Here is a 25970-nt window from a genome sequence, read left to right as displayed (position 1 = left end):
CCCCAGAGGTGAGCGGTGTAAAACAATGAGAACAATCGTCGTCATAGCTAATCTACTAGCCCAAAAACTTCATAAGCACTTCCTCAGCTCAGAAAACGCCAAGGCAGCCTATAAAATGGGTGTCCTCACCCTCATCTTCGGCTCCTTCCTAAAAGGCGTCTTCGACATCTACGGCACCCATTCAGTCTACCCAAGCTTCTACCTACCAGTGGGCCTGCTACTCTTGCTGGTCGCACTTTGCTTTGAAATCCACCAGAGGAAGGGGAGGGCAAAATAGGAAATTAATTACTAGAGCAACAGCACTCCATCCGTTGGATTCTCTTATCCAGCTGATGGGGTTTTGTTTATTACCTAAGACAATTAGTTATCATAATTATCGTACCTTCAAAAAATCCTCGAGCACGGTAAGAAATAAAAAAATCTTGGTTGCAAAGCGCAACCAAGATTCCGTTTAAACTATTCTTCGTTTAACCTAACAAGAAGGTGTTTGAAATGTTCTTCATCCTCAACTAGTTTTCCAAAGAACAACTCATCAATTTGCTCGATTACGGGCACAGCTTTTTGTAAAATCTCTTCTCCCTTTTTCTTCAAAATAACAGCCTTGGCTCTTGAATCTCTGGAGTGTTCTTTTCTCTCTACATATGCATGTTTTTCTAATAGACTCAATATTTGAGAAGCAGTCATTACGTCTATCCCAGAAAGTTTAGAAATCATGACTTGAGTCACTTCGTCATTAGTTTGCGATAGATAGGCAAGCGAAGCTAAAACAACAAATTGAGGGTGTGTCAGATTCATTTTCTTTAACTCTTTTTTTATTATAAGATGCCATTTATTGTACACCCTCATGAACAGCAAGCCAGTTGATTGTTCTGAATCTTTTTTATATTTCGATGTAAACAAACAGCAATCCTCCTATCGTTCCAAAAGCTCTTTCAGAATAAATATAGAGTTAGGGACATCTGAGAACACCTGGCGTAAAAATTCTAAATGTTGCTTACCCTCACTATCTAAGGATACAGAATGTTTGACCGTTACACTTCCATCATTGTTCTCCATTATTTGGTGTCCAAAAAGGATGTCACCAAAAGGAGTGGCTGTTTTATCCCAGAATTCTTCGAAGGCTTTTACAAGTGTAAGTTGAAAATCCATAGGAGGCATACCTTCAAGCTCCATCGTCCCATGGGATCCAGTCTTAAAATCATCGTTTAATGTAATGTTTTTTAAATCCTCTTCCCAGGCATACCATTTTTCAATATTGGCATAATACTCCCAAACAGCTTCTTTTGTTGCTTTAATTTTCAAACTGAAACTAAATTCCATTGTTTTCACCCCAATTTATTAAGTGTGCTTATTATATGTTATTTTACAATGTGTGTCAACAAAATTCTTTTTAGAATCGTAAGAGCGGGGATGACAAAATAGGATATGAAATAACCGGAGGTTTGCCTATACAGGCGCCTCCGGTTTTTTTTCATATGAGGTTAAAACTTAACTATCTCTAGCTACTAGGCATAAAGCTCTAAATCGGTCATCTAATTTCGCTATCTCCAACAAGAGGCGGGACAAGTCTTCGTAATCTTCCTTTAGGCAAGACAGGTGGGCTTGTCCAAATAAAGAGGCTAAGTCTTCTTTTATTTTTGAACGCAGACTATCATGCTCTGCTAGGAATCTACTCAGGTAGAGATTTCTGACAGCTGCCAGTTTAAAACTGAAATACTGATGCAGTTGTTTTTGCTCATCATTCAAGCCATGTTTTGCTACTGCCGCCGCGTAGATTGAGAGGACACCTTCTTGTCCTTGCAGGTATCTTTGGGCCATTATTTGCGAGGTGGCCAGATAGATTGCGCTCGCGTCTGGACTAGCGACTCGCTTGAAATTGCCCCACATAGAATAGGCGCCCCGCTTATAGTCGATTGCCTGAGCTTGCCATGCTGGCAGGAAGTCTTCGAACTGAACCTTCATACAGGCAAAACCTGCTGGATCATGCAAGTAGAGATAGTCATCATCTAAATCATAAGCTGAAACAAAGTGGTCCACTCCGTATAAGTGGGTGTGGTTAGTATTGTATGTCAGATGTCCCATATCGAGTGGCCCCAGCACTACCGGCCCATTAGCTAGAAGAGCTTTCAACTTCCTTCTGATTAAATTCAAATCAACCGCTTCCCCCTCTCTTAGATAATATTCTTCATAGTCAAAACCTAGAACTTCTAGGACATGAGAAATCGAAATATCCGGCATGCCGTTATCGAAGAATACTAATGGGTGCTCTTCATCTTCTTTGACAATGGAAGCCCCATTCCCCATCAACATAAGGGCCTCAAGATATTCCGGTCTCAGATCATAACCATAGGCCTCCAAAGCCATGGCTAAAGAATAGGTATAACAAAGCGATACGTCTCCAAAATAATTCTGCATCTAACTGCCTCCTTCTCATTGATAGCTTGATTATACAGTGCAGTTAGGGCTGCCACCCTAGAAAAAAGAATCAGAATTTATGGGGTGTGGGGATTGAAAAAAGTTACAGACCATTAAAAAAGCCCCCTTAGTTAGATTTTTATCCAGCTAAGGAGGCTTTTTTGGCTGTTTAATCGTACTTCTTGCCGAATTTCTTCTCCAGCATTTTCTTGACTAGATAAGGCATCTTGACGTTTTCTCGTCCCTTTTTGGCAATGAGTTTCTTAACAAAATCAGGCATCTGGATGTCTTGGTCTTCTTTTAGAATCGCATCGCTGTCTCTAGGCGCCGCCATCTCATCAAAAGTAGTCTCATCAGCTTGATGGATTTGGTAGTCCCCGTGGAGATGCTTGGCAACCGTTGACAGCAAGGCCTCAATCAGACGTGGATCCGTATTGGGCATAGGGGGACGCTTATAGCCCACCCCTAATTCATGGCAGAGTTCTTGACACTCCACGTCATTGTCAAAAAGCACCTCGATATGCTCACTAATAAAAGCAATAGGCACAAAGATATAATGGTCGGGATGCTGGCTTTGCTCCCGCAAATACTCCAAGACATCTGGTTTAATCCATGGCATCCCAATATCGCTCTCGCTCTGCCAAGTGTTGGTATACTGGTCTGGAGCAAGACCGAGACCTTCAGCAATCAAGCGGCTATTGTCGTAGATTTGGTCGATATAAGGATCGCCAAACTCTAAGGCCAAGACAGGTACGCTATGAGCCGAAAAAACGACCCGATAAGTCTGACTACCAATTTCTTGGATAATTTTTCGAATCTCCTCTACCCAATAATTGATAAGGGCTGGCTCGCGATACCAGTCTTTAATGACTTGAAAACGGATGGTCTGGCTCTCTAGGAATTTCTCATAGCCCATTACGGAGTAATAGGAATAATGAGGCTCCAAGATTAAACAGAGGCAGTCTTCAATCCCATCTGCCTCCATCTGCGCAATGACATCTGGGATGAAGGGACGCGAAAATTTATTAGCAAAATAAACGTTCGCTTGACCTTCTAGGGCCTCAGCTACTAGCCTCACTTCTTCCCTGGTAATGGCTTGGAGAGGCGTGCCACCAATCCGAACATAATTATCATATAGGGTTTTGATTTCATCTTCTTCTGGACGAACACCCCGGCGAATATGTGTGAAAAATTCCGCGACTGCTTCATAGCTAATCGCTTCTGGTGACCCAAAGGTCATCATGAGGACAGCTTTCTTAGACATGTCAAACTCCTTATGTGTGTGTCGTAGTTTCCGTCTCTTATTCTACCATAGAAAAGGCTTTATCGGAACTATCTAGGGTTCTATTATTCAGGCTTAGTCGTTTTCTTAAGCACCGCCACGCACTCAACATGAAACGATTGGTCTCTAAGTATAAAAGGTGCTCCGTATCAATCCCGCTAGTTTTTGAATCATATCTACACACTATTTAACGTTATTAACGTTAAATGATAGAAAATGAACCTTACCTTCATTAACACGGCAGTCTACTCCACAAACAGGAAGTTATAAATGTCTTTGCAAATATACCATATCTATTAGTTGTACACCGCCCTCATAAATTGGGTGGTCATAATTGTCAGTAAAGAAATTGGGAGTCTTATGAGAACGAACAAATCCACATTTTTCATAAAATGGTATCGTCAATGGACTGTCACCTGTTCCAACTTGCAAAATAGAATATTCATCTGCATATTTACTAGCAAGAAAATCAATTAGTGCTTTGCCATAGCCCTTTCCCTGATTTTCCGGATCGACTGCGATATTCTTGATTTCAAGTGTTTCGTTACCTTCATCGGTGACAACACATTCAGCTTTTACACCATTGTCTTCAAGCACATACATAGTTCCTTTTTCAAGATAGCGATCCACCATGCTCTCCTGTTCATCAGCTAATAACAATAATGATATAAACTGCTTTTTATTCTTATTCACTTCTCGGATTTTCATATCCATTCCTCCGTCAAACTGGAATTTAATGGTTCCATGCCATTATAAATTCCTTCTCCCCCGTATTACTATCTAAACTTTCAGATTGGGTGCTAATCTCTCACACTTCCTCCATATTTTGGCTCATTAATATGGACGCCAAGCAAGCCGATGTTTTGCACAGGCCCCCAGTAACGATAGTCGCCCTCAAATTGAATCCCCAGCATCTTATCGATTAGATAGTCAGTCAATTCTAGCTTGTCAGACAAATAAAAATATAGCCTAATCGGGTCAATAGATGCATAAAATCCATCTGCGTTTTCTTGTATTTTTTAGGTATCAGCTCTAGATAAGGTGTCAATCTGGCCTCATCTTGGACTTCTTCAATTAATTGTCTGATTAGCATGGCTTCTCTCCTAAATCTTAGTACATATCGTCGTCGTCGTGCTAGCACAAATACGCCGTCTTATAACCTTTAGCGACAAAACATTGGGCTCCTTGTCTTGATTTCCCTTTCATTATACCCCTTTTAGCACTCTCTGTCGAAGAAGGCTCCCAGAACCCTAGAGAATAACGAGACTTCATGAAGAGTAAACCTCCTTAGTCTAGGCCAGCAAGATATTCTAAGTCAGGGGATATTGCTAGAATGGGAATAAATTAATATCATCATAGGTTCCTTTTAATTTGTTAATACCTTTAGTATGATTCTAACCCACGACTCCTTTCTCTTGACAGTGCCTTTTTGTTTTGGTAGATTGATAGGACTAAACTCGGAGAATGGGTTACAAAGAGATATCCAAGCAGTAATTCAATGCTTCAAATGATTTTAGCTAATGGGCTCGGCTAGACTTAAGCTATCCAAGAGCCAAATCACAACCAATTAAGGAGCATTCACATGTATCTCGCAATTAAAGAAATTCTGCAAAATAAATTACGCTATAGTCTCATTGTATCCACCATTTTTCTGATTACCTTTATGGTCTTTTTTCTAACTGGCCTAGCGCTTGGTCTTATGAGGATCAATCGAATTGCTGCAGACAACTGGAACGCTACTGGCGTTGTTTTATCTGACTATGCCAACAATAATTTAACTGCTTCTTTTATCCCAGAGGCCAATTACCAAGATAAGCTCTCAGATGATGCTGTGGCTCTTGGTTTTATGTCTGTAGTGACAAACCTCAAAGACAATGATGATACGGAAAAACTCAATGTATCTCTCTTTGCCCAAGACTGGGACAGCTTTATTGCACCTAAGTTGACTGAAGGCAATTATCCAACTAAAGATGATGAAGTGGTTGTTGACGAATCTTTGAAAAACTACGGCATCTCAATGGGAGACGAGATTCAACTTAACGGCAGCGAGACAAGCTACAAGGTTGTTGGTTTAACGACGAATAGTAAATTTTTTACTGCACCTGTCATCTATAGCAACTTGACAACCTACTGGACTTTACAAGGAACACTTGACTCTAGCCGTTCGGTTTCGGCCTTAGTCTTGAAAAATGATCAAATGATTTCTGCAGATGAATTGACTCAACTCACGGTGGAAGAGATGATTTCTCGTCTCCCTGGCTATGGCCCACAGAAAAATGTTTTCGCTGGGATGATTATTGCGATGATTGTGATTACTGGGATGATTGTCGGAATCTTCATTTATATTATCACCATCCAAAAATTAGGCTTATATGGCGTGATGCGAGCTCAAGGGATTCAAGCCAAGACCATTGTTTGGTCCTTGTTTTGCCAAATATTCATTCTGTCTCTTATTGGGATTGCCTTCGCCTTAATTGGAATTTGGGCCGTCACCTTGGTCTTGCCTGCCACCTTCTTCTTCTATACAAATTGGGCTGCATATGGGGCTTTAAGCCTAGTGATTGGTCTGATGGCGTTACTTGGCGGCATGATTTCATTACCGCGCTTACTCAAGGTTGACCCAATCACTGCTATTGCCGAATAAGGAGAAAAAAATGACTAAATTAATTGAAATGAAGCAAGTAACGAAAACATACGGGCATGGGCATTTACAGGTGGTTGCTTTGCACGAAACGAATTTCCATCTCAATGCTGGTGAGTTTGTGGCCATTATTGGACCGTCAGGTTCCGGGAAAACAACCTTCTTGACCACGCTCGGACAACTCCAACATCCATCGAGTGGTGATATTCTTGTAAAAGGAAAAGATACGCGCCAGTTATCTGAAAAAGAAAAAACGGCTTTACGTTTCAAGGAGTTCGGCTTTATTCTGCAAACTTCAAACTTAATCCCATTCTTAACCGTCAAAGAACAATTAGACTTAATCGACCGTTTGGATAAGGGACGGTCGGTTAAGGAAGATCGTCAAAAATTATTCAATCTATTAGATTTAGACAAGGTCAAAAACAACTACCCCAAAGAACTTTCTGGGGGCGAACGTCAACGTGCTGCGATTGCAAGGGCCCTCTACAATAATCCGAGTATCATTTTGGCCGACGAACCCACTGCTAACCTAGACACCCAACGGGCTTATCAGGTCACTGATATGTTAGCAACTATTGCCCATGAACAAGGGAGAGGCGTTGTTATGATTACCCATGACACACGCCTTTTAGACAAGTTTGACCGTATTTACACCATGAATGATGGCCAATTAAAAGAGAAAGTCTAAAACTATAGGTAAGTAATTCCATCTATTTGGTCTGCATATATAGAGAAAAAGCCTTGAACCCAAGGCTTTTTTTCTATCCACATCTATCTTCAATTTTCTAGGCTTTCAGGAGCAGCCCCACACACTCCACTAAAGCCAATCAAAACAAGAAAGGCATCCCTTCTACACAGTCACTACCTTAAGCGCCTTGATAAGCTAAACTGTCTACGAGTTCTTCAGACACTAAGTATACTCACCTTTTATGTACCTACTCTTCCTGATTCCCCTCCTACTAGCGCTAGCGCCTAATCTACTAGCCCAAAAACTTCATAAGTACTTCCTCAGCTCAGAAAACGCCAAGGCAGCCTACAAAATGGGCGTCCTCACCCTCATCTTCGGCTCCTTCCTAAAAGGTGTCTTCGATATCTACGGCACCCATTCAGTCTATCCGACCTTCTACCTGCTAGTTGGCCTGCTGCTTCTACTAGTCGCACTTGGCTTTGAAATCCACCAGAGGAAGGCGATGACAAAATAGGAAATGAAATAACCGGAGGTCTGCCTATAAGAGCGCCTCCGGTTTACTGTGGATATGAGGTTAAAGCTTAGCTATCTCTAGCTTCTAGGCATAAAGCTCTAAATCGGTCATCTAATTCCGCTATCTCAAACAAGAGGCACGACAACTCTTCATAATCTTCCTTTAGGCAAGACAGGTGGGCTTGTCCAAACAAAGAGGCTAAGTCTTCTTTTATTTTTGAACGCAGACTATCATGCTCCGCTAGAAATCTACTCAGGTAGAGATTTCTGACAGCGGCCAGCTTAAAACTGAAATACTAATGCAGTTGTTTTTGCTCATCATTCAAGCCATGTTTTGCTACTTCCTTCTTCTCATTGATAGCTTGATTATACAGCGCAGTTAGAGCTACCACCCTAGAAAAAAAAGAGCAGAATTTATGGGGTGTGGAGACTAGGAAAAGATATACCTACGATGACTTCTGTAGATGCCATACACAACATAGGATCTTAATTAGACTCGAGTTAAGAAAGTCGATATTATTTCACAGTATTACGTTAAATAAAATCACGAAACGTTTGTCCCCAGTTAGTTGTACCTAGATAAAAACACCGGTAAACTCCATTGGATGCAGACAAGTTTTACGAATACCTGCAACTCATCAATAGTTGACAGGTTTTATCAAAGCTTGATTTTTGTTTTATTGAGTTTGATGAAGCAATTAAAATCACTGGCTTAAGAATATCACAACCTGAATGGACTGTTAGAGAGTTGAATTGAAATCTAGACTTAAGTATGATATGGATAAATTCACATAGAGTCGCGAAACCCTCCCAGCCATGATGGTTGAGAGGGTTGTTTTGGTTATTTGTCTTTATTTTCTGGAAGATAGTAAATCTTCCCATTCTTAGAAATGAGCTGGACATCCTCTGTATATAGTTCAGATGTATCTGCTATATGCAGCGCATCATGACCTGATGCTTGTGCTGAAATCATCGTAGCAGTTTTCTTTTCAATAGAACGGAAATTGAAATCGTTATTAAAAAGACCTAGTATAGAATGAATTGTACCATCAAATCCTACTCTCTTTCTTCGAATCTCATCTGTTTCTATTCCTAAACGTTTTGCTGTTCCATCATGCCATGCAGTAAGACGTTCTTGCGTGTCACTTACTTGTTTTGCATAGGTCGGTAATAATGCAACACACTGTTCTCTTGATAAAGCTCCCAAATACAATGTGTAACGTAAATCTGAAATCTTGTAAAGTACATCTAATAAAGACTTCTGATAAATGAACCAGTTATGTGCAATACTTAATGCCCTCTCATAGGCTTCATAATCCAGATCCGTTTTCTTTGCGAAACTTGCGAGTGTAAGATTTGCTTGTCCAAGAAGTTTCGTACATTCTTCTTCCAAACTATCAAGCTGCGTAATCTTCGAAAGACGCAACTCATCATTTTCTAAAATTTCTGTCTGGAAATCAGCAATCTTCTTTACATGAGCAACAAGTGAAAACACCCTGCTACGGTACTCATTATCCTGAAAATCCTGTATCTGAGAAATACCATCACCGATTTCCCCTAGTTTTCTGTCTATCTGAGTCATGTAATACTGACCAACCACCATTGATGCAACACCCATTGCCGCTGCTGCAGTGTTTGCAACAACCGCAGTTCCTTTTTGTGCTTCTACAGCCACAAGATTGGCATGGCCTTTAATTCCATCAGCGCCATGATAGATACCGCGAACAGCACCTTCCATTACTTTAGAATTTGTCAGTTTTGCGCCAGCAGGAATAACCGCACGATATAACATTTCACCATTCGCTGCTTGAACAGCCTGCGCAGCATTATTGACTGCATTCCCGGCCTGAGCTAATCCTGGAACCAGATTATTAACATGAGCCAGAACTTTGCTATCTGTGATTTCTACTAGCTTAGTATCATCATCAATAGCCTCTGCCGGGAGCATCTCCATCTGAATAATGAGTTCATTTTCCTGATGAATCTCAGCAAGTTCATCTTTTTCGCTTATAGCTTTTGACGCCACCGGTACTAAATCGTTTGATGAAGTAGAGCCACGCTTCTTAAATTTTGTAGAGATGATAATGCCTGCTGCTATTGCTACAGCTACGACAATACCTATTCCTATGTATTCCATATGTTTTGAATCTCCTATTGTTTCTATAATAGGCTTTGTAATTTTTGCGAACTACGTCACATCCATTAAGTTTGTTGATGAAGAGATTATTATCTCCGTCTTGTGCAAATTGATTATTCTGTTGAACTTTTTAATAGTTTCTGCATCTGCAAATCTATGGTCAACAACATTAATTCCTTCATCTCCTTTAGCAACAAAAACTAGATATTTAGGAGATATCGGAAAAACAAGACCACTACCATTATCTCTCTCAACAACAGCTGATTTATGTTCGAATGCAGGATTATCAGATGTGATAAAAAATCCTGCGTTATCGTATGCCTCGAATAGAATCATCTGACAACCGCTTAACGCTAATTGCACAGCATTATGATAAAATCCACCTGTATTATTAAAGAACATTTTATAGAGTTCAGAATACCATATTCCCGTCATTAACTCATCAACATACTCTTTTACTTCGTTTACATCCTCGTCTTTACACATCGACTCAAAGACAGGATACAACAAGTTTTCTTTAATTTGTGTATAAATACCCATAGCATCAAATTCAGGATTTCTACAAAGCATAATGAAAAAAGACGCCAACATATCCCTTGCAGTATCTACTGGGATAATTCTTTCGCTTCTTCCAAGTCCAACAGGCTGACCGTTATGAACTCCATAGACAAATGAATTCATAGTATTTTCCCAGTTTTTTTCTAAATAATCGTCAAATGATTCTTCTAAAATATAACAATTAAGTGCATCTATCTGGCTTAGAATAGCTGTTTTCTTTGCAACATTACCGTCATCATAATAGAAGTCCCAATCATGTATTTCAAAAAAATGCTTCTTTATACTCTTCTTGGTTTTGATAATGCTATATCCTAGTTTTCCATAAACAGGCTGTTTAAATTTATTTCTTAGCAACTCGTAAATCATGTCAACAAACTGCGATTTTACTTTGGCACATGAATTGCAAATAAAATCATACTTAAAATTGATAGTATACAGATGCGGTTTCCAAAGTACGGAATTTATGTTTGCTCCATCACCAGTGCTTCCGTCTTTAATCACATAAATGCCATTGAATTTTTTATCAGGCTCTTTATGTGTTTCTACTTGTGTTTCCCAAGCTTTCATATATACACGGGGCACAAAATGCTGCTTTTTGGTTGGCATACAAAACTCATCCTTCCATAACATCTAATCCACTGCTTGCCATATTGCTAACAGTCGAGTTGCCGGATTATACAACATCTAAATCACTCACTCAAATTGAGTTTGCACCCTAGATAACATCTATCCTAGTGCTGCAACCCACGACATCCAATCCACAGCCTATACCCTCTGACTGTTTTTACAGTAGATATGTTTCAATATAAGAATTACGGACTTTTATGAGCTATTGCCTAATCTCAAAAAAGCCCATAAATTCGCTACTTTTCGCTATTTATTTTCTTCCCTAGACATCAAACATACCGTCTCCACATGTGCTGAGAGCTTTCTTCTATACTAATAGACGAAAGGGTGTGAAAATGATTTTTAAATGATACTGTGGAACGGAACAGTAGCCCTAGTATTGACTACTGTCGTTTCTATTCATATTGGCTATTCTAGGACTGAGATGAAAAAATCTATAAATGCTCAGAATAAAATTGAACCCGCAAATCTCCCAAAAACAATGGTGAGTCATGTACTTGTATTATTCCGAAAAAATACACCTCTGGTGCAGTGAGACAAATTGGTGTATCTTATAGTGGCTTCGTAGATGAAAGCTATACTCTACTATCACTCTTTGATGATGTAGAACAAATTGAAAAAGATAATAGACTTCAGACAGCTATTGATGTTGTCAGAGAACAGTTTGGTTTTTTAGCCATACAAAAAGGAACCGTCCTAACTGAAGGTTCCAGAAATATTGAACGCAGTAAACTTATCGGTGGTCATTCCGCGGGTGGATTGGAGGGATTAAAATGAAACAAGAAAAAAATACAGTACAATTTTCAGAAATCCGTAGCAAAGGATGTAATGATATTGAAATGCTTGAAAGATTTTTACATGGAATCGTTGAAACAGCAACTTCAAAACTTCGTCAGAGAAAACTCAAAACAACTGAAATATCGATACGACTAGTACATGCTAAATCTGAAAACCGATTACCATTGGAATTTACATTTAGCATTAAGCCAACAAGCTCATCTGTGATAATCTATACTGAGGTAATCAATCGCTTTAAAGAATGTTACACAGGTGGGGGAATTCAAGGTTTTACGATTCAATTTGATAAAAATACCCTTGCCTCTGCATAGAAAGGATTTGATATGATTGACCGTTCATATTTACCATTTCAATCAGCAAGAGAGTACCAGGATACAAAGATGCAAAAATGGATGGGCTTTTTCCTATCTGAACATGCATCAGCACTCTCTGATGATACAAACAAAGTAACGTACATGTCTGACTTATCACTAGAGAAGAAATTATTACTCCTCAGTCAAGTATACGCCGGGCAGCTACGCACACGCATTCAAGTGATTGAAAAAAACAAGCGTGTTTCCTACACTGGAACAATACCAAGTCTGACCAAAGATTTCATTTTGATAAAAACTACAACAGGTCACATCAATTTGAAATTAAAAGACATTATTAGTATTGAACTTGTCGAGGAGGTGCTCTATGAATCAGCTTGAGTTTCAGCGTAATCACCTACAAATGGACTATTATAGCGAGAGCTACCAAGATTTTGAACGTGACTTCTACCGCTACTCTAACATGAATATTCCATTGACCTTCCTAACTGATGATATCCTAAAAACAATGGCGACTTCACGTAAGAATTACTTTGTCCTCAATAAGGAAAAGTCCAGAGATAACCGCGATCACTTCTTCATATTTGAAGTAAGTACCGTAGATGAGAATCCGCTAATCTATCATTATACATATAAGAAAACTACAATATATTTAGCAGAAAAATAGGAGCAGTTCAATTGACTGTTCCTATTTTTAATATTCATAAAATCTAAAGTCTTTATACTCTTTAACAATGGAGTCGCCAACCAGAACAGACTATACTGACCAGCGACTACCTTAAATTTAATGTTTCAGATTTATTTTCTTATCTCTAATTTCATAAACTACATCTGCTACATTTTCGAGTAATCGTTTATCGTGGGTGATAAACACGATAGTTCCGGTGTACTCCTTCATTAGTATTTCCAAAGCCTCTAAACTTGGTATGTCAAGGAAGTTACTGGGTTCATCCATTATTAGGATGTTATATCTACCCATGAGCATTTTAGCAAGCAACAATTTTATAATTTCTCCACCGCTTAAAACAGATAAACTTTTTCCAATATCGTTCTGTTTGAACCCCATAGATGCTAGCACTGAACGAATTTCTGATATATTGTAGTCACAATCCTTCTGCATAAACTCCATAACATTCTGATTACTGTTGTACTTGTAACCATTCTGTGCAAAGTAACCTATTTTTGCCTTAGGCGAAATAGAAATTCCTTCTTCATGGTTTAAGATCATTTGGATTAAAGTTGTTTTTCCGATTCCATTACCACCAGTTAACGCCACTTTTGCTCCTAACGGAATTTGAAAAGATGCATTTTCAAACAGAGCCTTATCCCCAAATACTTTATTAATTTCTGCACCGACTATAGGGTATGGATTATGGAGCTCCAATGCTTTACTTTGCCTGAAACGAATTCTGCGAATGCCTTCCGGAGCTTCTACTTTTCCTAAGGCCGCAATCCTGTGCTCTAGGGTTTTAGCAGCATTATACATCTTTTTTTCCTTACTTCCTATTGATTTTTGATGAGCTAAACGCCCTCCGTCTTCAGTACTTTTTTTCTTTGAAGAACCTTTTGCCTTCTGTTCTATTTTACGAGCCTGTTTTCGCTTTTCCTCCGCAGCCCTTTCCAATCGGGCACGTTCCGCAATAAATTGTTCGTATTCTGCAGCTTGGCTCTTACGTTCTTCCTCTTTCTGACGAAGATAATCAGAATAGTTTCCCCAATACTCAGTGATTTTGCCATCTTTCAGTTCCCATATTTTATCTACTATTTCATCAAGAAAATAGCGGTCATGGCTAATAACTAACAGTGCACCTGTAAAATATTTTAGCTGTCCTATTAGAAAATCAATTCCTTCACGGTCTAAATGGCTCGTAGGTTCATCCGCTAAAATACCATGAACCTGTGCCGATAAGGCCTGTGCTATTTTAAGCCTTGTTTCTTCACCACCGCTCATAGTCTGTATATTTAATTGCTCAACACCTAGCTTGCCTACAAGTGCAAAATCTTTTTCCTCCTGCAGAGTTACTTCGTCCAACTGGGGAATATAGGCAAGTTCACCCAGACGATTCATTTTACATCCTGGGGGAGTTAATTCTCCTAAAAGTACCCTGAGTAAAGTGCTTTTTCCAGCACCATTTGCTCCTACTAAACCAATACGGTCATAATCATATACTTCTAATTCATTTATATCTAAAACATCGCGTCCTTTGAATTCCACACGAATGTCTTTTGCTTTTAATATTAATTCCATAACATTTCCTCCTGTCTATAATCGCATGCTTTCATTTGCTTGTATGCAGGGAAAACCCTGCGATTTTAGCAGGAAGAGTTACATGAAAATAAGATACATAAATATTCCTCCAATATTGTTTATTTTAAATCTAATTTTCTAACCTCAGTTATCATTTGGCAAACTATAGCAATGCCAATAATTAAAATACCTGATAGTAAAAACCAATGATTTACACCGATTTTATCAGCAAAGAATCCAGAAAGAATTAACCCAATTGGCATAGCAAGTGACATGATACTTCCGATCAAAGAAAATACACGTCCTAAATATTCAGGCTTAATTTTCTCCTGAAAAAGAGCTGTTTGCACACCGCTATAAAATGGCACCGAAAGCCCCATTATTGCACAGCAAACTACGAATATTACAAATCCATTTGGAGGAAGTATTCCCGAAACGGCTAAACTGGTCCCCATTATAAAAAATGAACTTGTTATTAGTAATACATGCTTTTCGAAGCCCCCTAATCTTCCTAATAATAAGCCTCCTGCTAGCATCCCAAATGCAAAGGAAATTTCCGTAATAGAAATATGCACAGGCGTTCCATTAAAGTGTTCCATGCTTATTAAAGGAAATAGTGCATTGATTGGCATATAAACAAAAGTATATAGTGTTCCTAAGAGTAATAAGGCAAACAATCCTTTGTTTTGTCTCAGAACCACAACTCCTTCTTTCATCTCCCTTATGAAATTTGGTTCTAAACTTTGCACTTGATTACCCAGCTTAGGTATACGTACAATTGCTACCGTAATAGATGCAATCACAGCACCCAATACGTCGATGGCAATAATAGCATTTAAATCCCAAACGGAGTATAAGAGTGCTGCAACTGCCGGACTAACAATATAGCTTATAGACTGCAAAGACTGACTATAGCCTGCGCATTTCGTTAGCTGTTCTTCTGGTACTAAAAGTGGTGTAACCGCATTGAGTGCTGGGGTATGAAAAGCTGTTCCAATGCTACGGATAAACAATACTATCATAATCATCCAGACAGGTAGCTCCATACAGAATGCAACAATAGCAAGCACTGCACCAGCTGCTGCGATAATTAAATCGGCACCAATCATTATCTTCTTCCTATCATGACGATCCACTAGCACACCAATGGCAGGTCCCAAAATCGCATAGGGTAAAAAACCTACTAATGAAGCCATAGACAAGACCATCGCAGATCCTGTTTTTTCTGTAAGGTAAAAAATAATCGCCATTTGCAGGATGGCACTAGTGATTAATGATACTGCTTGCCCTGCCCATATTGCATAAAATTTTCGTTTCCAATTGTTGTATTTTTCCATTTATATTATCTCCTGCATATTATTTTGCTTGAATTTCTATTTTGAATAGCATTCTAGGCAATAAAAAATGCAGGCCAAACCCCACAATGTGGCTTTTGGTCTGCATACATACAATTTGGAAACATTCATATTAAAGACATAGTTAAATAAAGGTATAGTTAAATAACCAATATCCTCACCGTAACTAATGAATGCTCAATATCGTATAAATAAGCACAACAAAAAAGCCTATCATCGGGTATAGATTCTGCTTTTTTTATTGCCAGCTTATCTTAAACGCATTGAGGCTGTCATAGTTTCGGTTCCTCCTACATCTTTGTTTATATCAATTTATAGTATAACACAACAAGATGATATGTTCAATATAAAAGTTATGGAATGAGACTCATACTTCCAATTCGATGCCAGATTTAAAGGATATGACGAAGTTTTCTTCATAGACTGTAACGCTCTGGATTATCTTCCTTAGTAGCAAGCGATTAGCTTTCACAAAATCTTCTGTTTGTAGTTTTAAAAATTCATCAGGATTTTCTAACTCAACCTCAAAATATTTCATTTTACATTCCCTCATTTCATTTATTGATAAATTGAGTTTGCAAAAAAGAGTGGACAATTTTTGTCTACTCTTAACCTTTAAAATAGTTTTTTTTAATCGATTTGAAGTTGCCTAAATTATTACTTATTCGGTAAAATGAAGTATTGCTTTCAACAGATTTCCTTCAACTACACTTCACTTGATTCAAACAAGGTGGGTACATTTCTATTCCCACAAACTCCTTGTCAATGGAAACAAACACGTACCCACAGGGTAAATGGAAATAGAAACTGATAATTTCTAGCTATCACTTCTACTCATTCCAAAAATTTTCTCACTCTGATACTTACCCACCATAAAGCAAAAAGCCTTGCAATCAAGGCTTTCATTATCCCTTTCGTTCAAAGGTTTCTAAGCTTTTACGAGCAGAGCGACACACTCAGCGGTTCGCTATCTCCGTTCTGTCTGCGTGCTAGCACTTGTCAATCACGGACAGCTATCGCATGGGCGGAAGTAAATGCTAATCTTCGTCGTTTTACTCCTTGACTAGCAAACTTACCGCCTCAACATGCGCGGTCTGCGGGAATAAATCAACCGGCTGCACCCACTGAAGCTCATAGCCTGCCTGGGCCAAGAGCTGGCAGTCCCGGGCACAGGTGGCTGGGTTGCAGGACACATAGACAATCTTGTCTGGCGCCAGTTCAATCAGAGTCTTAACGAATTCAGGGTCTAGGCCCTTGCGTGGTGGATCGACTACCGCCACATCAAAAGCAATGCCTTCTGCCTGCCAAGCTGGTAGTACTTCTTCGGCCTTGCCGGCTTGGAAGGTGACATTGGTCAGGCCATTGGCCTCGGCATTGGCCCGCGCCATGTCGATGGCTTCTGGTACGATTTCCATGGCATAGACCTGACCGGCTTTACGGGCTAGGGCCAGGGAGATGGTGCCGATCCCGCAGTAAGCATCCAGGACGGTCTCACTGCCAGATAAATCGGCTGCCTCAATGGCATAACGATAGAGGGCTTCGGCCTGAGGGGTATTGACCTGATAGAAGGAATGCGGGGAGATAGAGAAATCTAGCCCCAACATCTGGTCCTGATAGACCGGCTGGCCCCACAAGAGCCGATTGGTCGGCCCCATAATGACATTATTGGCCTGCGTATGGCTGTTGAGGACCAGGCTGACTAGGTTAGGAATGGCATCGGTCAGGGCTTCCACTAACTGTTCTTCTCGTGGCAGGCCCTTGCCGTTGACGACCAGGATTAACATGACTTGGCCGCTATAGTGGCCGCGCTTGACGATGATATGGCGAATTTGGCCCTTGCGACTCTCCTCGTCGTAGGCAGTATAGCCCAGCTGGCGCAAGATATCTCGCGTCTTAAGAATGGCTTGGTCGATGGCTGGATCCTGAATATGGAAATTCTCCACCGGCACTAGCTGGTGGCTATTCTTACGGAAGAAGCCGGTCTCTAGTTGGCCTTTGACGGTCCGCACCGGGATTTGGGCCTTATTGCGGTATTGCCAAGGATGGTCCATGCCATGAGTCGGCCGGACTTCCAAACTTTCCGGGAATTTTCCTAGGCGACTGAAGACCTGCTTGACTAGGGCCTGCTTAGCCTTGAGCTGGGCAGGATAAGCCATATGTTGCAAGGTCATGGTGCCAATCTGACGGCCGATAGGGTCGGTAATCTCCACCCGATCCGGACTGGACTTTAGGATTTCTTCCAGGCGCGCAAAGCCGAAGGACTTGCCGACCTTGAGTACCTTAATGGCGACCTGCTCACCCGGAATCACCCCCTCGACAAAGAAGGCGTAGCCGTCAATTTTGACGACGCCCTGTCCTTCGTGAGTTAGATCCACTACCTGCCCTTGGTGTACTTGGTTCTTCTTAAATACTTGTTTTGCGTCCATCTTCAGTCTCCTTTGCTTTTCCTTCCTATCATACCACGAATCAAAGGCTAGGCAAAGACGTGGCCACTCCTTGCGGGCTAGTTTAGGAAGTCATATGCCACCTTTTTTCGTCGAGCCAGTCCATTGTGTTCTGCCTATCCATGGACTGGCGACACCTTCCCTAGGCTATCTAGCAGTTTTTGTCCATTTTTCGTCGAGCCAGTCCATTGTTCTACCTATCCATGGACTGGCGATACCTTCTCTAGGCTATCTAACAGTTTTTGACCAATTTTCGTCGAGCCAGTCCATTGTTCTGCCTATCCATGGACTGGCGCTGACCTTTTACCTAGCTTGTTGGGACTGGGGCCAGTCTATGCTTGTATTAAGTGCTGGTGGTGGTCTTAATACAACAAAAGAGGCAGGGTCTAGCCCCTGCCTCGACTTGTCTTATTTACTTACCATCTTGCCGGCAACGCGTCCGAAGGTGATGATATCAGCGATGGCATTCCCGCCTAGACGGTTAGCCCCATGAATCATACCGGTCAATTCACCGGCTGCATAGAGGCCTTCAATTGGCTTGCCAGCTTCATCTAGGACCCGGGTATCCTTATCGGTCACCAAGCCCCCCATGGTGTGGTGGACACTTGGGCGAACTTTTTCTAGGATATAAGGGCCTTCTTCCAAGGATGCCAAGCCAGCCCGGTGGTTGAAGTCGGGGTCTTTCTTGTCCTTGGCATATTGGTTAACCTTGGCTACCGTTTCCTTGAGCTTAGCCGGATCGATGTCGAAGTGAGCCGCAACTTCTTCCAGCGTGTCCGCTTCAACTAGCAGGCCTTGTTTCTTGAGTTCTTGATACTCAGCCTGGTGGTGCTCCTTAGAGTGGGAGATATCGTCCGTCTTCTGGTTCCAGAGTTGATAAGTATAGCCCCCTGGTTGAGCCAGAATGGCCTTAGAAATCACATCCCGCCGGTCCAATTCTTCTACAAATCGTTGGCCCTCTTGGTTAATGAGGACCGCCCCATCGAAACGGGTATCGGCTAGGAGGGAGATTTCCCCGGTCTCAGGGTTAGACACCGGATAGGTTTGGATGGAAGACATATTGGTGACAGCTGCACCAATGGCTTGAGCCATGACAATCCCATCACCGGTAGAGCCGACCGTATCCGTGGATAGGTAGCGCTCGTCCATCTCAGGATTGTATTGCTTACGCATGTCAATGTTAGAGCCAAAGCCCCCCGTAGTCAGTACGACCCCATTCTTGGCATGGAAGGTCACAGCCTGGCCTTGATGGTCTGCCTTGACGCCGACAACACGCTTGCTGTCATCTTGGATGAGTTCAGTAGCCTTGGTGTTCACCAGAATTTTAACACCTAGTTCTTCTGCCTTGGCGTTGAGCTTGGTCACCAATTCTTGGCCGGTGTGGCCTTCTGGAATCAGGGCCCGCTTGTAGGAGTGTCCACCAAATTGGAAGAGCTTGTCTTCCAGGAATTTGACGCCAACCACGTCACGTAGCCATTCGGCTGACTCTAGGGCATGTTCTGCTAGATAGCGAACCATCTCAGGATTACCCAGATTGTCGCCACCCTTCATGGTGTCTTGGTAGTAGGTTTCTACGCTATCGCCTTCAATGCCTAGTTTCTTCTGAACCCAGTTACCTGGCGCATTCATTTCGCCCCCACTAATGAGGGTATTCCCACCGACAGCTGGCATCTTCTCGATAATCACCACGGATTTGCCTGCTTGGGCTGCTTCGATCGCCGCACTAAAGCCTGCGCCCCCTGCTCCGACAACGACCACATCATAGGATTGTTCGCTGTCTAGCTGCTCTTGGGTTGAAGTAGTAGAACTTACCTCTGCTAGGGTCAGGCCTGATTTCTTAACGGCATCTTGGACGGCTTCCAGATAACCTTGGCTAGTGGCTGTGGAGCCGGACACCACATCGACATCGGCCTTGTTGTTGCCAATAATCTTATCCTTAAGTTGCTTGTAGACGGGTGTGGCTAGGACTTCATTCTCATCGGACTGGAGCACCTTAATGTCCGCAATCCGGTCGTCTTGGAAGGTCACTTCCACCTCGACAGTCCCGTGTTTCCCCTGGCCTTGGCCCTTGACCGTTTGGCTGCCGGCCGCCTGAGCTAGGCTAGCCAAGGGACCCATGACTAGGACTAAGAGGGCTAAGACTAGCCAGAACTTTTTCCAGTAATTTTTCATATTCCATCCTCCTATCTATTTTTACCACCAAGACTAGGCTCAGAATCTTGGTTACCCTTTCATTATACTCCTTTTATGCCTTTCTGTCTTGATAATATATTACTTAAAATGGCCTAGGCTTGCTTTTCAGCCTTCAACTTTCTGTTAAGATTTACCGAAATCCGATAGCATATTCATCTCAGTAGATTATTAATCGAGCTTTGCCAGGGGCGGGTGGGCCCAAGCTTAGCCCTCAGTGCCAAAAGGATGCCGAGCGTATGAGTTCCCCTGGGAGCTTTAGCGACCTAGGGGACCATAGATCGGCAAGGCGGAAGCCATCCGCAGGATGGCTAGAGCCGGTCCCGCACTGAGGACTAAGTTGGAGCCCACCCGCCCTAGGCAAAACCATGCACAAAAACAGGCGACTGGAAATCCAGTCGCCTGCAACTTATTAACTGCGTAAGTAACGTTCCAAGAATTGTTGGGTCCGTTCTTCTTTAGGGTTGACGAAGAGTTGCTCCGGCGCGCCTTGTTCGGCGATGACCCCTTGGTCCATGAAGACCACGCGGTCAGACACCTCACGGGCGAACTCCATTTCGTGGGTGACAATAATCATGGTCAAACCAGTGTGAGCCAATTCCTTCATAACCTTCAAGACTTCGCCGACCATCTCAGGGTCAAGTGCAGAAGTTGGTTCATCGAAGAGAATGACATCTGGCTGCATGGTCAAGGCCCGAGCAATGGCTACCCGTTGCTTCTGGCCCCCAGATAATTGGCTAGGACGAGCATGGACATAATCCCCCATGCCGACTTGCTCCAAGAACTTAGTAGCTAAGGCTTCGGTCTCAGCCTTGTCCTTACCTAGGACCTTGATAGGGCCGACGGTACAGTTAGCCAAGACATCCATGTTGTTGAAGAGGTTGAAGGATTGGAAGACCATACCGATATGGGTCCGGTACTTGTTGACGTCATGCTTAACGTCTAAGATATTCTCGCCCCGGTAGATAATTTCCCCACCGCTTGGTTCTTCTAATAGGTTAATACAACGCAAGAGGGTGGATTTCCCTGAACCTGAAGAGCCGATAATGGTTACGACTTCCCCTGCTTCAACGGAAAAATCAATGTCCTTGAGGACCGTACGGTCGCCAAAGGTTTTGCTTAAGTGTTGAATTTCTACAATCGCCATGATTAGGCCTCCTCTTTGAGCACTGCCACTTGTTGTTGGTTACCGGCAGCCAGTTGATCACTTGGGCGCCCGTCAATGCGTTTTTCAATGGCGCGCAAGAGTGATGTAATGGTAAAGGTTAAGATGAAGTAGATAACCGCCGTTACGAAGAAGGTCTCGAAGTAACGGAAGTTATTGCCGGCAATGGTCTTGGTCGTGAAGTACAATTCGCTGACCGAGATCACGTTGAGGACGGATGTATCCTTAACGTTGATGACAAATTCATTGCCGACAGATGGCAGAATGGTCCGGAAGACTTGTGGCATAACCACTTCTTTCATGGTTTGCCAGTGGTTCATCCCAATAGCACGAGCCGCTTCAAATTGGCCCTTGTCGATGGCGTAAATCCCACCCCGAACGACTTCGGCAATGTAGGCCCCGGTGTTAATGGAGACAACCAGGAAGGCTGCTGACATAGGGGTTAATTTCCAGCCCCAGAGTAGGTCGGTCCCGTAGTAGAAGATCATAGCTTGAACGATCATCGGTGTCCCACGGAAGATGGCAATATAGGCATTGAGCAATAGGTTAGCGACTTTCAAGACGCCATTATGGATTTGGCTCTTAGACTTCGGAATGGTCCGGATAATCCCGACGGCCAAACCAATCAGGAGACCGATTAAGGTACCGGTTAAGGATACCCAGAGGGTCATGCCGGTCCCGGCCAAGTATTGACGCCAGTTCTGAGTGGCAATCTCCCAAGTACGAGCAAAGAAGTTATAATCTTCTGTGGCCGCTGCCTCAGTGCTGGTTTCTTGACCGTCAGCCGCTGGCTGGTTCTTAATGGCCTGGTCCATGAAGTCCTTGCGTTGCTGATCTGTAATTTCCGCAATGGCCTCATTAATTTGGCTCATAAGTGGGCTTCCCTTCTTGACCCCGATAGAGACCTTGCGATCTTCTGGCGCCACTTGGAAGCTTGGATTAAGTTCTACGTAGGTGAATAGAGGGTTAGCGGCTGCCGCAGAGACAGCTTCTGGATATTCTGAGATGTAGGCATCTAACTTGCCCGCTTCTAAGGCCACTCGCAAGACAGGGAAAGAATCCTGTGCCTGCTCAACCTGAGCGTCCTTGAGTTGTTTCAACAAGTCATAGTGCAGGGTCCCTTGTTGACCTGACACCTTAGCACCCGCAAAGTCGTCTAGCGTCTTCGCTTGCGCGTATGGTGAATCCTTGCGGACCACCATGACGAAACGTGAGTCATAGTAAGACTCGGAGAAGTCAATCTCCTTAGCACGTTCCGCAGTTGGCGACATGCCGGCAATAATCATATCTATCTTGTCCGATTGGACAGCTGGTAAGAGCCCATCCCACTCCGTCTTGACCACTTGGACTTCGCGGCCTAATTTTTCCCCAATCTTACGCGCGATTTGCACGTCGTAACCATTGGCGAATTCCTTGGAGTCCTTAATAGGTACAGCACCGTTAGCGTTGGTGGACTGTGTCCAGTTATAAGGCGGATAGCCCGCTTCCATCCCGATCAATAGGGGTTGAGTGTCTTGCTTCTTGGCGCCACACGCTACCATCATGAATGCAACGAAGGCTAATGCCAAGAATTTTAACGATTTTTTCATTTTTCTCACTCCTATTAATAGAATTATAATAATAAGTATACACCTTCCGAACCATAGTGCAAGATATTTTTAAGATGAAAGCGTTATTTATGGTTTATTTTTTTCAAATGTCCCTAGGATTCTCTCGGCCAAGCTTGCACTCTAGCTTCTATTACTATACACTTAAGGAAAGCAATCGCATTTTAAAGGAGGTTTCGGGGTGAAAGTCCTACTCTACAGTCAACATCTCGACAAGATCGCCAAATCTGGCCTTGGTAAATCAATTAAACATCAAATGAAGGCCTTGGAACATGCCGGGATTGACTACACCACCGATCCCAAGGACTCCTTCGATTTATTACATATCAATACCTACTTCCCCCAATCCATGCTCTTTGCCCGCAAATGTCGCAAGCAAGGCATTCCGGTCGTCTACCATGCACATTCGACCATGGAGGACTTCCGTAATTCCTTCCGCTTCTCTAATCAGCTAGCGCCTATCTTCAAGCGTTGGCTCATGACTTGCTATCAGCAGGGCGATGTCCTCATTACACCTACGCCCTACTCCAAGCGTCTACTCGATTCTTATAATATGGGGCGGGAAATCTTCGTCCTGTCTAACGGTATCGAGCTAGAGAAATTCGCCCCTCAGCCTCAGGCGCGGGAGCTCTTCCGGGCTCGTTACGGACTGACCGAGCAAGACTTCGTCTGCATTGGGATTGGCCTCTACCTAGAGCGCAAGGGCATTCTAGATTTTGTGGAGTTGGCTAAGCGCCTGCCCCATATCCGCTTCATCTGGTTTGGCTATACGGACTTGAACCTGGTGCCGTCTGCTATTCGGGCTGCCGTCTCTAATCCACCAGCCAACCTGACCTTTGCCGGTTATGTCGACAATCAGGAGATTATTCAGGCCATGCAGGGCAGCGACCTCTACCTCTTCCCTACCTTGGAAGAAACCGAGGGTATTCCGGCCGTCGAGGCCTGTGCCGCCCATGCCAAATTCATCATTCGAGACATTCCGGTCTTCGATGACTGGCTAACCGACCAGGTCAACGTCTATAAGGCTAAGGATGTCGATGACTTCGAGCGTCTGATTCGGGCTAACCAAGCCCAAGAGCTACCTGATTTGACCCAGGCAGCCTATCCCGTGGCGGTCCAACGTGACCTATCGGTCATCGGCCAAGAACTAGGCCGCATCTACGGCCATGCTATCCGTGCTAGTCAGGAGCGACAAGGATTATAAGATAAGTAAAGGGTGGGAGTTTCCCCACCTTTTTTCTATACCCTAAACCGTGTGAGGCCAGCCCCACTCTGACCAAAAGACGGGGCTTGTGGTGGGATCGGCTGCAGCCAGCCTGCGGCTGTCTTGCGCCTTGCCTCGCTATTGAAGGGCTAGGTCACTAACGTTCCAAGCCCTTCTGATACGCGAGGCATCCTCTTGCACCACAAGCCCGCTTTTGGACGTGGGGCTAGTCTCACACTGGACTATGGGCAAAATGAAGAAAGCTAAGTTGTATGCCTCTTGAAAAGCACCCCATAAGTTAGACATTAAAAGTCCAACTTATGGGGTGCTTTGCATAAAAGGGTGAAATCTCATTTTCTAACTCAATTGTTTGCTCCTGGACCTTGTAAAATAACCGTCCCCTTATATATAGCGTAGTAAATTGGGCCCAGTTGCCATATTTTAACCAAAGGGATATAACCATAGTAGTGATTTTTATTATAGTAAATGGTTTGAGGTGGCTGAGAACTAAAGAATCGAATCTCTTCTACCACAATAGAGGTTGGAAATGCGTCTCGTTTTTTATCCTTCTTATCAGGAATATAGGCTGTCAAATCTTCTTCAATCGGCCGAACATCATTTGGATCTGCTCCCTTGTACCACTCTACAGCATATTCTTCACACCAAGATTCATGTGGCTTCTTAGGACAGCAACATAGGTCATCACCTACTGATTGGTTGGCTTGAACGTTTGAAGTCGAAAGACAAAAGAGCAGTAGAAACAAGAAAGTGAGTGGGGTCAAAACAAAACGTTTCATATTACATTGCTCCTTTATATCTTGCATGCTTGATGACGACATTACCCTAACCCTCCCTTCTCGAAGACATCGTCATCCAAATCCTATCTACACACTCATTATACATCCAGAAAGTGTTTTCATCCACTTTTTCTATGCTTTTTGACAGCCCAGTGGGAGCCCAGACCCATGGCCAAAAGTGGGGCTTGCGGTGTCCAGGATGTGGCGCGTATCAGAGGGGCTGGGAACGCAGTGACTTAGCCCTTCGATAGCGACGCAAGGCGGAAGACAGCCATGGGCTGGCTGTAGCCGGTCCCACCTCAAGCATCGTCTTTTGGCTCGAGTGGGGCTTGGCTCACACGCCTTTGGATACCTTCAACCTTGTCTCTATCTCCTTTCGTAGTCCAGTGGGAGCCTTGCCTCGCGGCCAAAAGCGGGCTTGTGGTGTTCAGGATGTGACGCGTATCTGAAGGGCTTGGAACGACAGTGACTTAGCCCTTCGATAGCGTAGCAAGGCGGAAGACAGCCATGGGCTGGCTGCAGCCGGTCCCACCTCAAGCCCGCCTTTTGGTTCAAGTGGGTATGGGCTCACACGCCTCTGGACACAGATAAAAAGGGTGGGAAATTCTTTTCCCACCCTTTCTATATTACCCCTCCGTCTGGCGGAGATGGTCCACAAATTTATCCAGTTGATGCTTGTCCCGCGCCTTCTGGGCCTGAGAAATATTGCTAGGATTGAGGTAAATCCGTAGCTGTTCGACGTCGGCCGCATCATAGGCGACCACTGCCTCCCCTTCTTCCTCATTGTCCGAGACCCGAGCCACCCGGGCGAATTCCTGACTCAATAGAGCCAACAGATCCTCGGCCACGGCTTCCCGTAAGACTTGATACATGGCGGCAAAGGGCGCCGGAATCATAAAGGCGTCAACCTGCACCAAGTCATCTTGGGCTTGCTCCTTGTGGGCTTTTTGCTTTCTTTTGCTTGGCTTTTTGGACACGGTCTTGCTCCTT

At 43.2% G+C, this 25970-nt stretch carries 26 protein-coding genes and 1 pseudogene; 9 read left to right on the top strand and 18 right to left on the bottom strand.

Going from position 1 to position 25970, the window contains the following annotated elements:
• The first annotated feature begins 25 nt into the window (after positions 1–25).
• Positions 26–277: a hypothetical protein gene (locus V7R82_RS01395; protein WP_338542983.1), complete on the top strand. Its 252-nt coding sequence runs from the start codon at positions 26–28 to the stop codon at positions 275–277.
• A gap of 179 nt (positions 278–456) precedes the next feature.
• Here V7R82_RS01395 and V7R82_RS01390 read toward each other — a convergent pair whose 3' ends face one another.
• From V7R82_RS01390 to V7R82_RS01365, 6 genes are all read right to left on the bottom strand, one after another.
• Positions 457–846 (bottom strand): MarR family winged helix-turn-helix transcriptional regulator, encoded by a 390-nt coding sequence (locus V7R82_RS01390; protein WP_291427761.1) that lies wholly within the window; start codon positions 844–846, stop codon positions 457–459.
• A 66-nt stretch (positions 847–912) separates the two neighbouring features.
• Positions 913–1320 carry a polyketide cyclase gene (locus V7R82_RS01385; RefSeq protein WP_268445483.1) on the bottom strand — a complete coding sequence of 136 codons (408 nt, stop codon included), beginning with the start codon at positions 1318–1320 and terminating at the stop codon, positions 913–915.
• A 168-nt stretch (positions 1321–1488) separates the two neighbouring features.
• Positions 1489–2415, bottom strand: coding sequence for a peptidase (locus tag V7R82_RS01380; protein WP_338542981.1), 927 nt, complete (start codon positions 2413–2415; stop codon positions 1489–1491).
• A 169-nt stretch (positions 2416–2584) separates the two neighbouring features.
• Positions 2585–3679, bottom strand: a complete 1095-nt coding sequence (gene hemH, locus V7R82_RS01375; RefSeq protein ID WP_338542979.1) for a ferrochelatase — start codon at positions 3677–3679, stop codon at positions 2585–2587.
• 282 nt (positions 3680–3961) lie between these two features.
• A complete protein-coding gene (locus tag V7R82_RS01370) occupies positions 3962–4405 on the bottom strand; it encodes a GNAT family N-acetyltransferase (protein ID WP_338542978.1) in 444 nt (147 codons plus the stop codon).
• A gap of 232 nt (positions 4406–4637) precedes the next feature.
• Positions 4638–4790: a hypothetical protein gene (locus V7R82_RS01365; RefSeq protein ID WP_338542976.1), complete on the bottom strand. Its 153-nt coding sequence runs from the start codon at positions 4788–4790 to the stop codon at positions 4638–4640.
• 489 nt (positions 4791–5279) lie between these two features.
• Here V7R82_RS01365 and V7R82_RS01360 point away from each other — a divergent pair, with 489 nt between their 5' ends.
• From V7R82_RS01360 to V7R82_RS01350, 3 genes are all read left to right on the top strand, one after another.
• Positions 5280–6341: an ABC transporter permease gene (locus tag V7R82_RS01360; RefSeq protein ID WP_338542974.1), complete on the top strand. Its 1062-nt coding sequence runs from the start codon at positions 5280–5282 to the stop codon at positions 6339–6341.
• 10 nt (positions 6342–6351) lie between these two features.
• Complete coding sequence (locus V7R82_RS01355) at positions 6352–7026, top strand: ABC transporter ATP-binding protein (protein ID WP_338542972.1); 675 nt, start codon at positions 6352–6354, stop codon at positions 7024–7026.
• A gap of 241 nt (positions 7027–7267) precedes the next feature.
• Complete coding sequence (locus V7R82_RS01350) at positions 7268–7540, top strand: hypothetical protein (RefSeq protein ID WP_338542971.1); 273 nt, start codon at positions 7268–7270, stop codon at positions 7538–7540.
• Positions 7541–7607: 67 nt separating this feature from the next.
• Here V7R82_RS01350 and V7R82_RS01345 read toward each other — a convergent pair.
• The 3 genes and pseudogenes from V7R82_RS01345 to V7R82_RS01335 all read right to left on the bottom strand — a co-directional run.
• Positions 7608–7886: pseudogene (locus V7R82_RS01345) on the bottom strand (hypothetical protein); the annotation flags it as partial.
• Positions 7887–8380: 494 nt separating this feature from the next.
• Positions 8381–9676 carry a hypothetical protein gene (locus tag V7R82_RS01340; protein ID WP_338542970.1) on the bottom strand — a complete coding sequence of 432 codons (1296 nt, stop codon included), beginning with the start codon at positions 9674–9676 and terminating at the stop codon, positions 8381–8383.
• A 51-nt stretch (positions 9677–9727) separates the two neighbouring features.
• The gene (locus V7R82_RS01335; RefSeq protein WP_338542969.1) at positions 9728–10840 is read right to left on the bottom strand and encodes a DUF4238 domain-containing protein; all 1113 of its coding nucleotides are present in this window, start codon (positions 10838–10840) and stop codon (positions 9728–9730) included.
• A 552-nt stretch (positions 10841–11392) separates the two neighbouring features.
• On the opposite strand from V7R82_RS01335, the gene V7R82_RS01330 reads away from it, so the two are divergent.
• From V7R82_RS01330 to V7R82_RS01315, 4 genes are read left to right on the top strand one after another with little or no spacing between them, the layout of a single operon-like run.
• Positions 11393–11638, top strand: coding sequence for a hypothetical protein (locus V7R82_RS01330; RefSeq protein WP_001813542.1), 246 nt, complete (start codon positions 11393–11395; stop codon positions 11636–11638).
• On the top strand, positions 11635–11970 hold the full coding sequence (locus tag V7R82_RS01325) for a hypothetical protein (RefSeq protein WP_000806926.1): 336 nt from the start codon (positions 11635–11637) through the stop codon (positions 11968–11970). Before V7R82_RS01330 ends, V7R82_RS01325 begins: the two co-directional genes overlap by 4 nt.
• A 12-nt stretch (positions 11971–11982) precedes the next feature.
• A complete protein-coding gene (locus V7R82_RS01320; protein WP_000567222.1) occupies positions 11983–12351 on the top strand; it encodes a hypothetical protein in 369 nt (122 codons plus the stop codon).
• Positions 12338–12637 carry a DUF5960 family protein gene (locus V7R82_RS01315; RefSeq protein WP_001072467.1) on the top strand — a complete coding sequence of 100 codons (300 nt, stop codon included), beginning with the start codon at positions 12338–12340 and terminating at the stop codon, positions 12635–12637. Before V7R82_RS01320 ends, V7R82_RS01315 begins: the two co-directional genes overlap by 14 nt.
• 117 nt (positions 12638–12754) lie before the next feature.
• On the opposite strand, the gene msr(D) is transcribed toward V7R82_RS01315, so the two are convergent.
• From msr(D) to V7R82_RS01280, 7 genes are all read right to left on the bottom strand, one after another.
• Complete coding sequence (gene msr(D) / locus V7R82_RS01310) at positions 12755–14218, bottom strand: ABC-F type ribosomal protection protein Msr(D) (RefSeq protein WP_000420313.1); 1464 nt, start codon at positions 14216–14218, stop codon at positions 12755–12757.
• Between the two features lie 119 nt (positions 14219–14337).
• Positions 14338–15555 (bottom strand): macrolide efflux MFS transporter Mef(A), encoded by a 1218-nt coding sequence (gene mef(A) / locus V7R82_RS01305; protein WP_000417519.1) that lies wholly within the window; start codon positions 15553–15555, stop codon positions 14338–14340.
• A 385-nt stretch (positions 15556–15940) separates the two neighbouring features.
• Complete coding sequence (locus V7R82_RS01300) at positions 15941–16111, bottom strand: hypothetical protein (protein WP_000873143.1); 171 nt, start codon at positions 16109–16111, stop codon at positions 15941–15943.
• A 514-nt stretch (positions 16112–16625) separates the two neighbouring features.
• Entirely contained in the window at positions 16626–17999 is a 1374-nt protein-coding gene (gene rlmD, locus V7R82_RS01295) for a 23S rRNA (uracil(1939)-C(5))-methyltransferase RlmD (RefSeq protein WP_338542965.1), read from the bottom strand.
• 426 nt (positions 18000–18425) lie between these two features.
• A complete protein-coding gene (locus tag V7R82_RS01290; RefSeq protein WP_338542964.1) occupies positions 18426–20189 on the bottom strand; it encodes a flavocytochrome c in 1764 nt (587 codons plus the stop codon).
• 430 nt (positions 20190–20619) lie between these two features.
• Positions 20620–21357 carry an amino acid ABC transporter ATP-binding protein gene (locus V7R82_RS01285; RefSeq protein WP_314237377.1) on the bottom strand — a complete coding sequence of 246 codons (738 nt, stop codon included), beginning with the start codon at positions 21355–21357 and terminating at the stop codon, positions 20620–20622.
• Positions 21357–22961, bottom strand: coding sequence for an ABC transporter substrate-binding protein/permease (locus V7R82_RS01280; RefSeq protein WP_338542962.1), 1605 nt, complete (start codon positions 22959–22961; stop codon positions 21357–21359). Before V7R82_RS01280 ends, V7R82_RS01285 begins: the two co-directional genes overlap by 1 nt.
• Before the next feature lie 199 nt (positions 22962–23160).
• On the opposite strand from V7R82_RS01280, the gene V7R82_RS01275 reads away from it, so the two are divergent.
• Positions 23161–24183: a glycosyltransferase gene (locus V7R82_RS01275; RefSeq protein ID WP_291432194.1), complete on the top strand. Its 1023-nt coding sequence runs from the start codon at positions 23161–23163 to the stop codon at positions 24181–24183.
• 362 nt (positions 24184–24545) lie between these two features.
• On the opposite strand, the gene V7R82_RS01270 is transcribed toward V7R82_RS01275, so the two are convergent.
• Together V7R82_RS01270 and V7R82_RS01265 are read right to left on the bottom strand one after the other, a co-directional pair.
• Positions 24546–24980: a hypothetical protein gene (locus V7R82_RS01270; protein ID WP_291432192.1), complete on the bottom strand. Its 435-nt coding sequence runs from the start codon at positions 24978–24980 to the stop codon at positions 24546–24548.
• Between the two features lie 626 nt (positions 24981–25606).
• Complete coding sequence (locus tag V7R82_RS01265) at positions 25607–25957, bottom strand: hypothetical protein (RefSeq protein WP_023392317.1); 351 nt, start codon at positions 25955–25957, stop codon at positions 25607–25609.
• Positions 25958–25970: the final 13 nt, after the last annotated feature.

The organism is Abiotrophia defectiva ATCC 49176 (assembly GCF_037041345.1).
Taxonomy (GTDB): Bacteria; Bacillota; Bacilli; order Lactobacillales; family Aerococcaceae; genus Abiotrophia.
The sequence above is the reverse complement of the archived record's forward strand: the minus strand, read 5'-3'. Positions and strand labels throughout refer to the sequence as shown.

What these genes read in the sequence shown, in the direction of transcription:
- V7R82_RS01290 (WP_338542964.1), bottom strand. Translation starts at nt 20,189, where the DNA reads ATGAAAAATTACTGGAAAAAGTTCTGGCTAGTCTTAGCCCTCTTAGTC.
- V7R82_RS01365 (WP_338542976.1), bottom strand. Translation starts at nt 4,790, where the DNA reads ATGCTAATCAGACAATTAATTGAAGAAGTCCAAGATGAGGCCAGATTG.
- V7R82_RS01335 (WP_338542969.1), bottom strand. Translation starts at nt 10,840, where the DNA reads ATGCCAACCAAAAAGCAGCATTTTGTGCCCCGTGTATATATGAAAGCT.
- V7R82_RS01280 (WP_338542962.1), bottom strand. Translation starts at nt 22,961, where the DNA reads ATGAAAAAATCGTTAAAATTCTTGGCATTAGCCTTCGTTGCATTCATG.
- V7R82_RS01340 (WP_338542970.1), bottom strand. Translation starts at nt 9,676, where the DNA reads ATGGAATACATAGGAATAGGTATTGTCGTAGCTGTAGCAATAGCAGCA.
- V7R82_RS01350 (WP_338542971.1), top strand. Translation starts at nt 7,268, where the DNA reads ATGTACCTACTCTTCCTGATTCCCCTCCTACTAGCGCTAGCGCCTAAT.
- V7R82_RS01355 (WP_338542972.1), top strand. Translation starts at nt 6,352, where the DNA reads ATGACTAAATTAATTGAAATGAAGCAAGTAACGAAAACATACGGGCAT.
- V7R82_RS01370 (WP_338542978.1), bottom strand. Translation starts at nt 4,405, where the DNA reads ATGAAAATCCGAGAAGTGAATAAGAATAAAAAGCAGTTTATATCATTA.
- V7R82_RS01390 (WP_291427761.1), bottom strand. Translation starts at nt 846, where the DNA reads ATGAGGGTGTACAATAAATGGCATCTTATAATAAAAAAAGAGTTAAAG.
- V7R82_RS01300 (WP_000873143.1), bottom strand. Translation starts at nt 16,111, where the DNA reads ATGAAATATTTTGAGGTTGAGTTAGAAAATCCTGATGAATTTTTAAAA.
- V7R82_RS01395 (WP_338542983.1), top strand. Translation starts at nt 26, where the DNA reads ATGAGAACAATCGTCGTCATAGCTAATCTACTAGCCCAAAAACTTCAT.
- rlmD (WP_338542965.1), bottom strand. Translation starts at nt 17,999, where the DNA reads ATGGACGCAAAACAAGTATTTAAGAAGAACCAAGTACACCAAGGGCAG.
- V7R82_RS01315 (WP_001072467.1), top strand. Translation starts at nt 12,338, where the DNA reads ATGAATCAGCTTGAGTTTCAGCGTAATCACCTACAAATGGACTATTAT.
- V7R82_RS01360 (WP_338542974.1), top strand. Translation starts at nt 5,280, where the DNA reads ATGTATCTCGCAATTAAAGAAATTCTGCAAAATAAATTACGCTATAGT.
- V7R82_RS01270 (WP_291432192.1), bottom strand. Translation starts at nt 24,980, where the DNA reads ATGAAACGTTTTGTTTTGACCCCACTCACTTTCTTGTTTCTACTGCTC.
- V7R82_RS01380 (WP_338542981.1), bottom strand. Translation starts at nt 2,415, where the DNA reads ATGCAGAATTATTTTGGAGACGTATCGCTTTGTTATACCTATTCTTTA.
- V7R82_RS01325 (WP_000806926.1), top strand. Translation starts at nt 11,635, where the DNA reads ATGAAACAAGAAAAAAATACAGTACAATTTTCAGAAATCCGTAGCAAA.
- hemH (WP_338542979.1), bottom strand. Translation starts at nt 3,679, where the DNA reads ATGTCTAAGAAAGCTGTCCTCATGATGACCTTTGGGTCACCAGAAGCG.
- V7R82_RS01385 (WP_268445483.1), bottom strand. Translation starts at nt 1,320, where the DNA reads ATGGAATTTAGTTTCAGTTTGAAAATTAAAGCAACAAAAGAAGCTGTT.
- V7R82_RS01320 (WP_000567222.1), top strand. Translation starts at nt 11,983, where the DNA reads ATGATTGACCGTTCATATTTACCATTTCAATCAGCAAGAGAGTACCAG.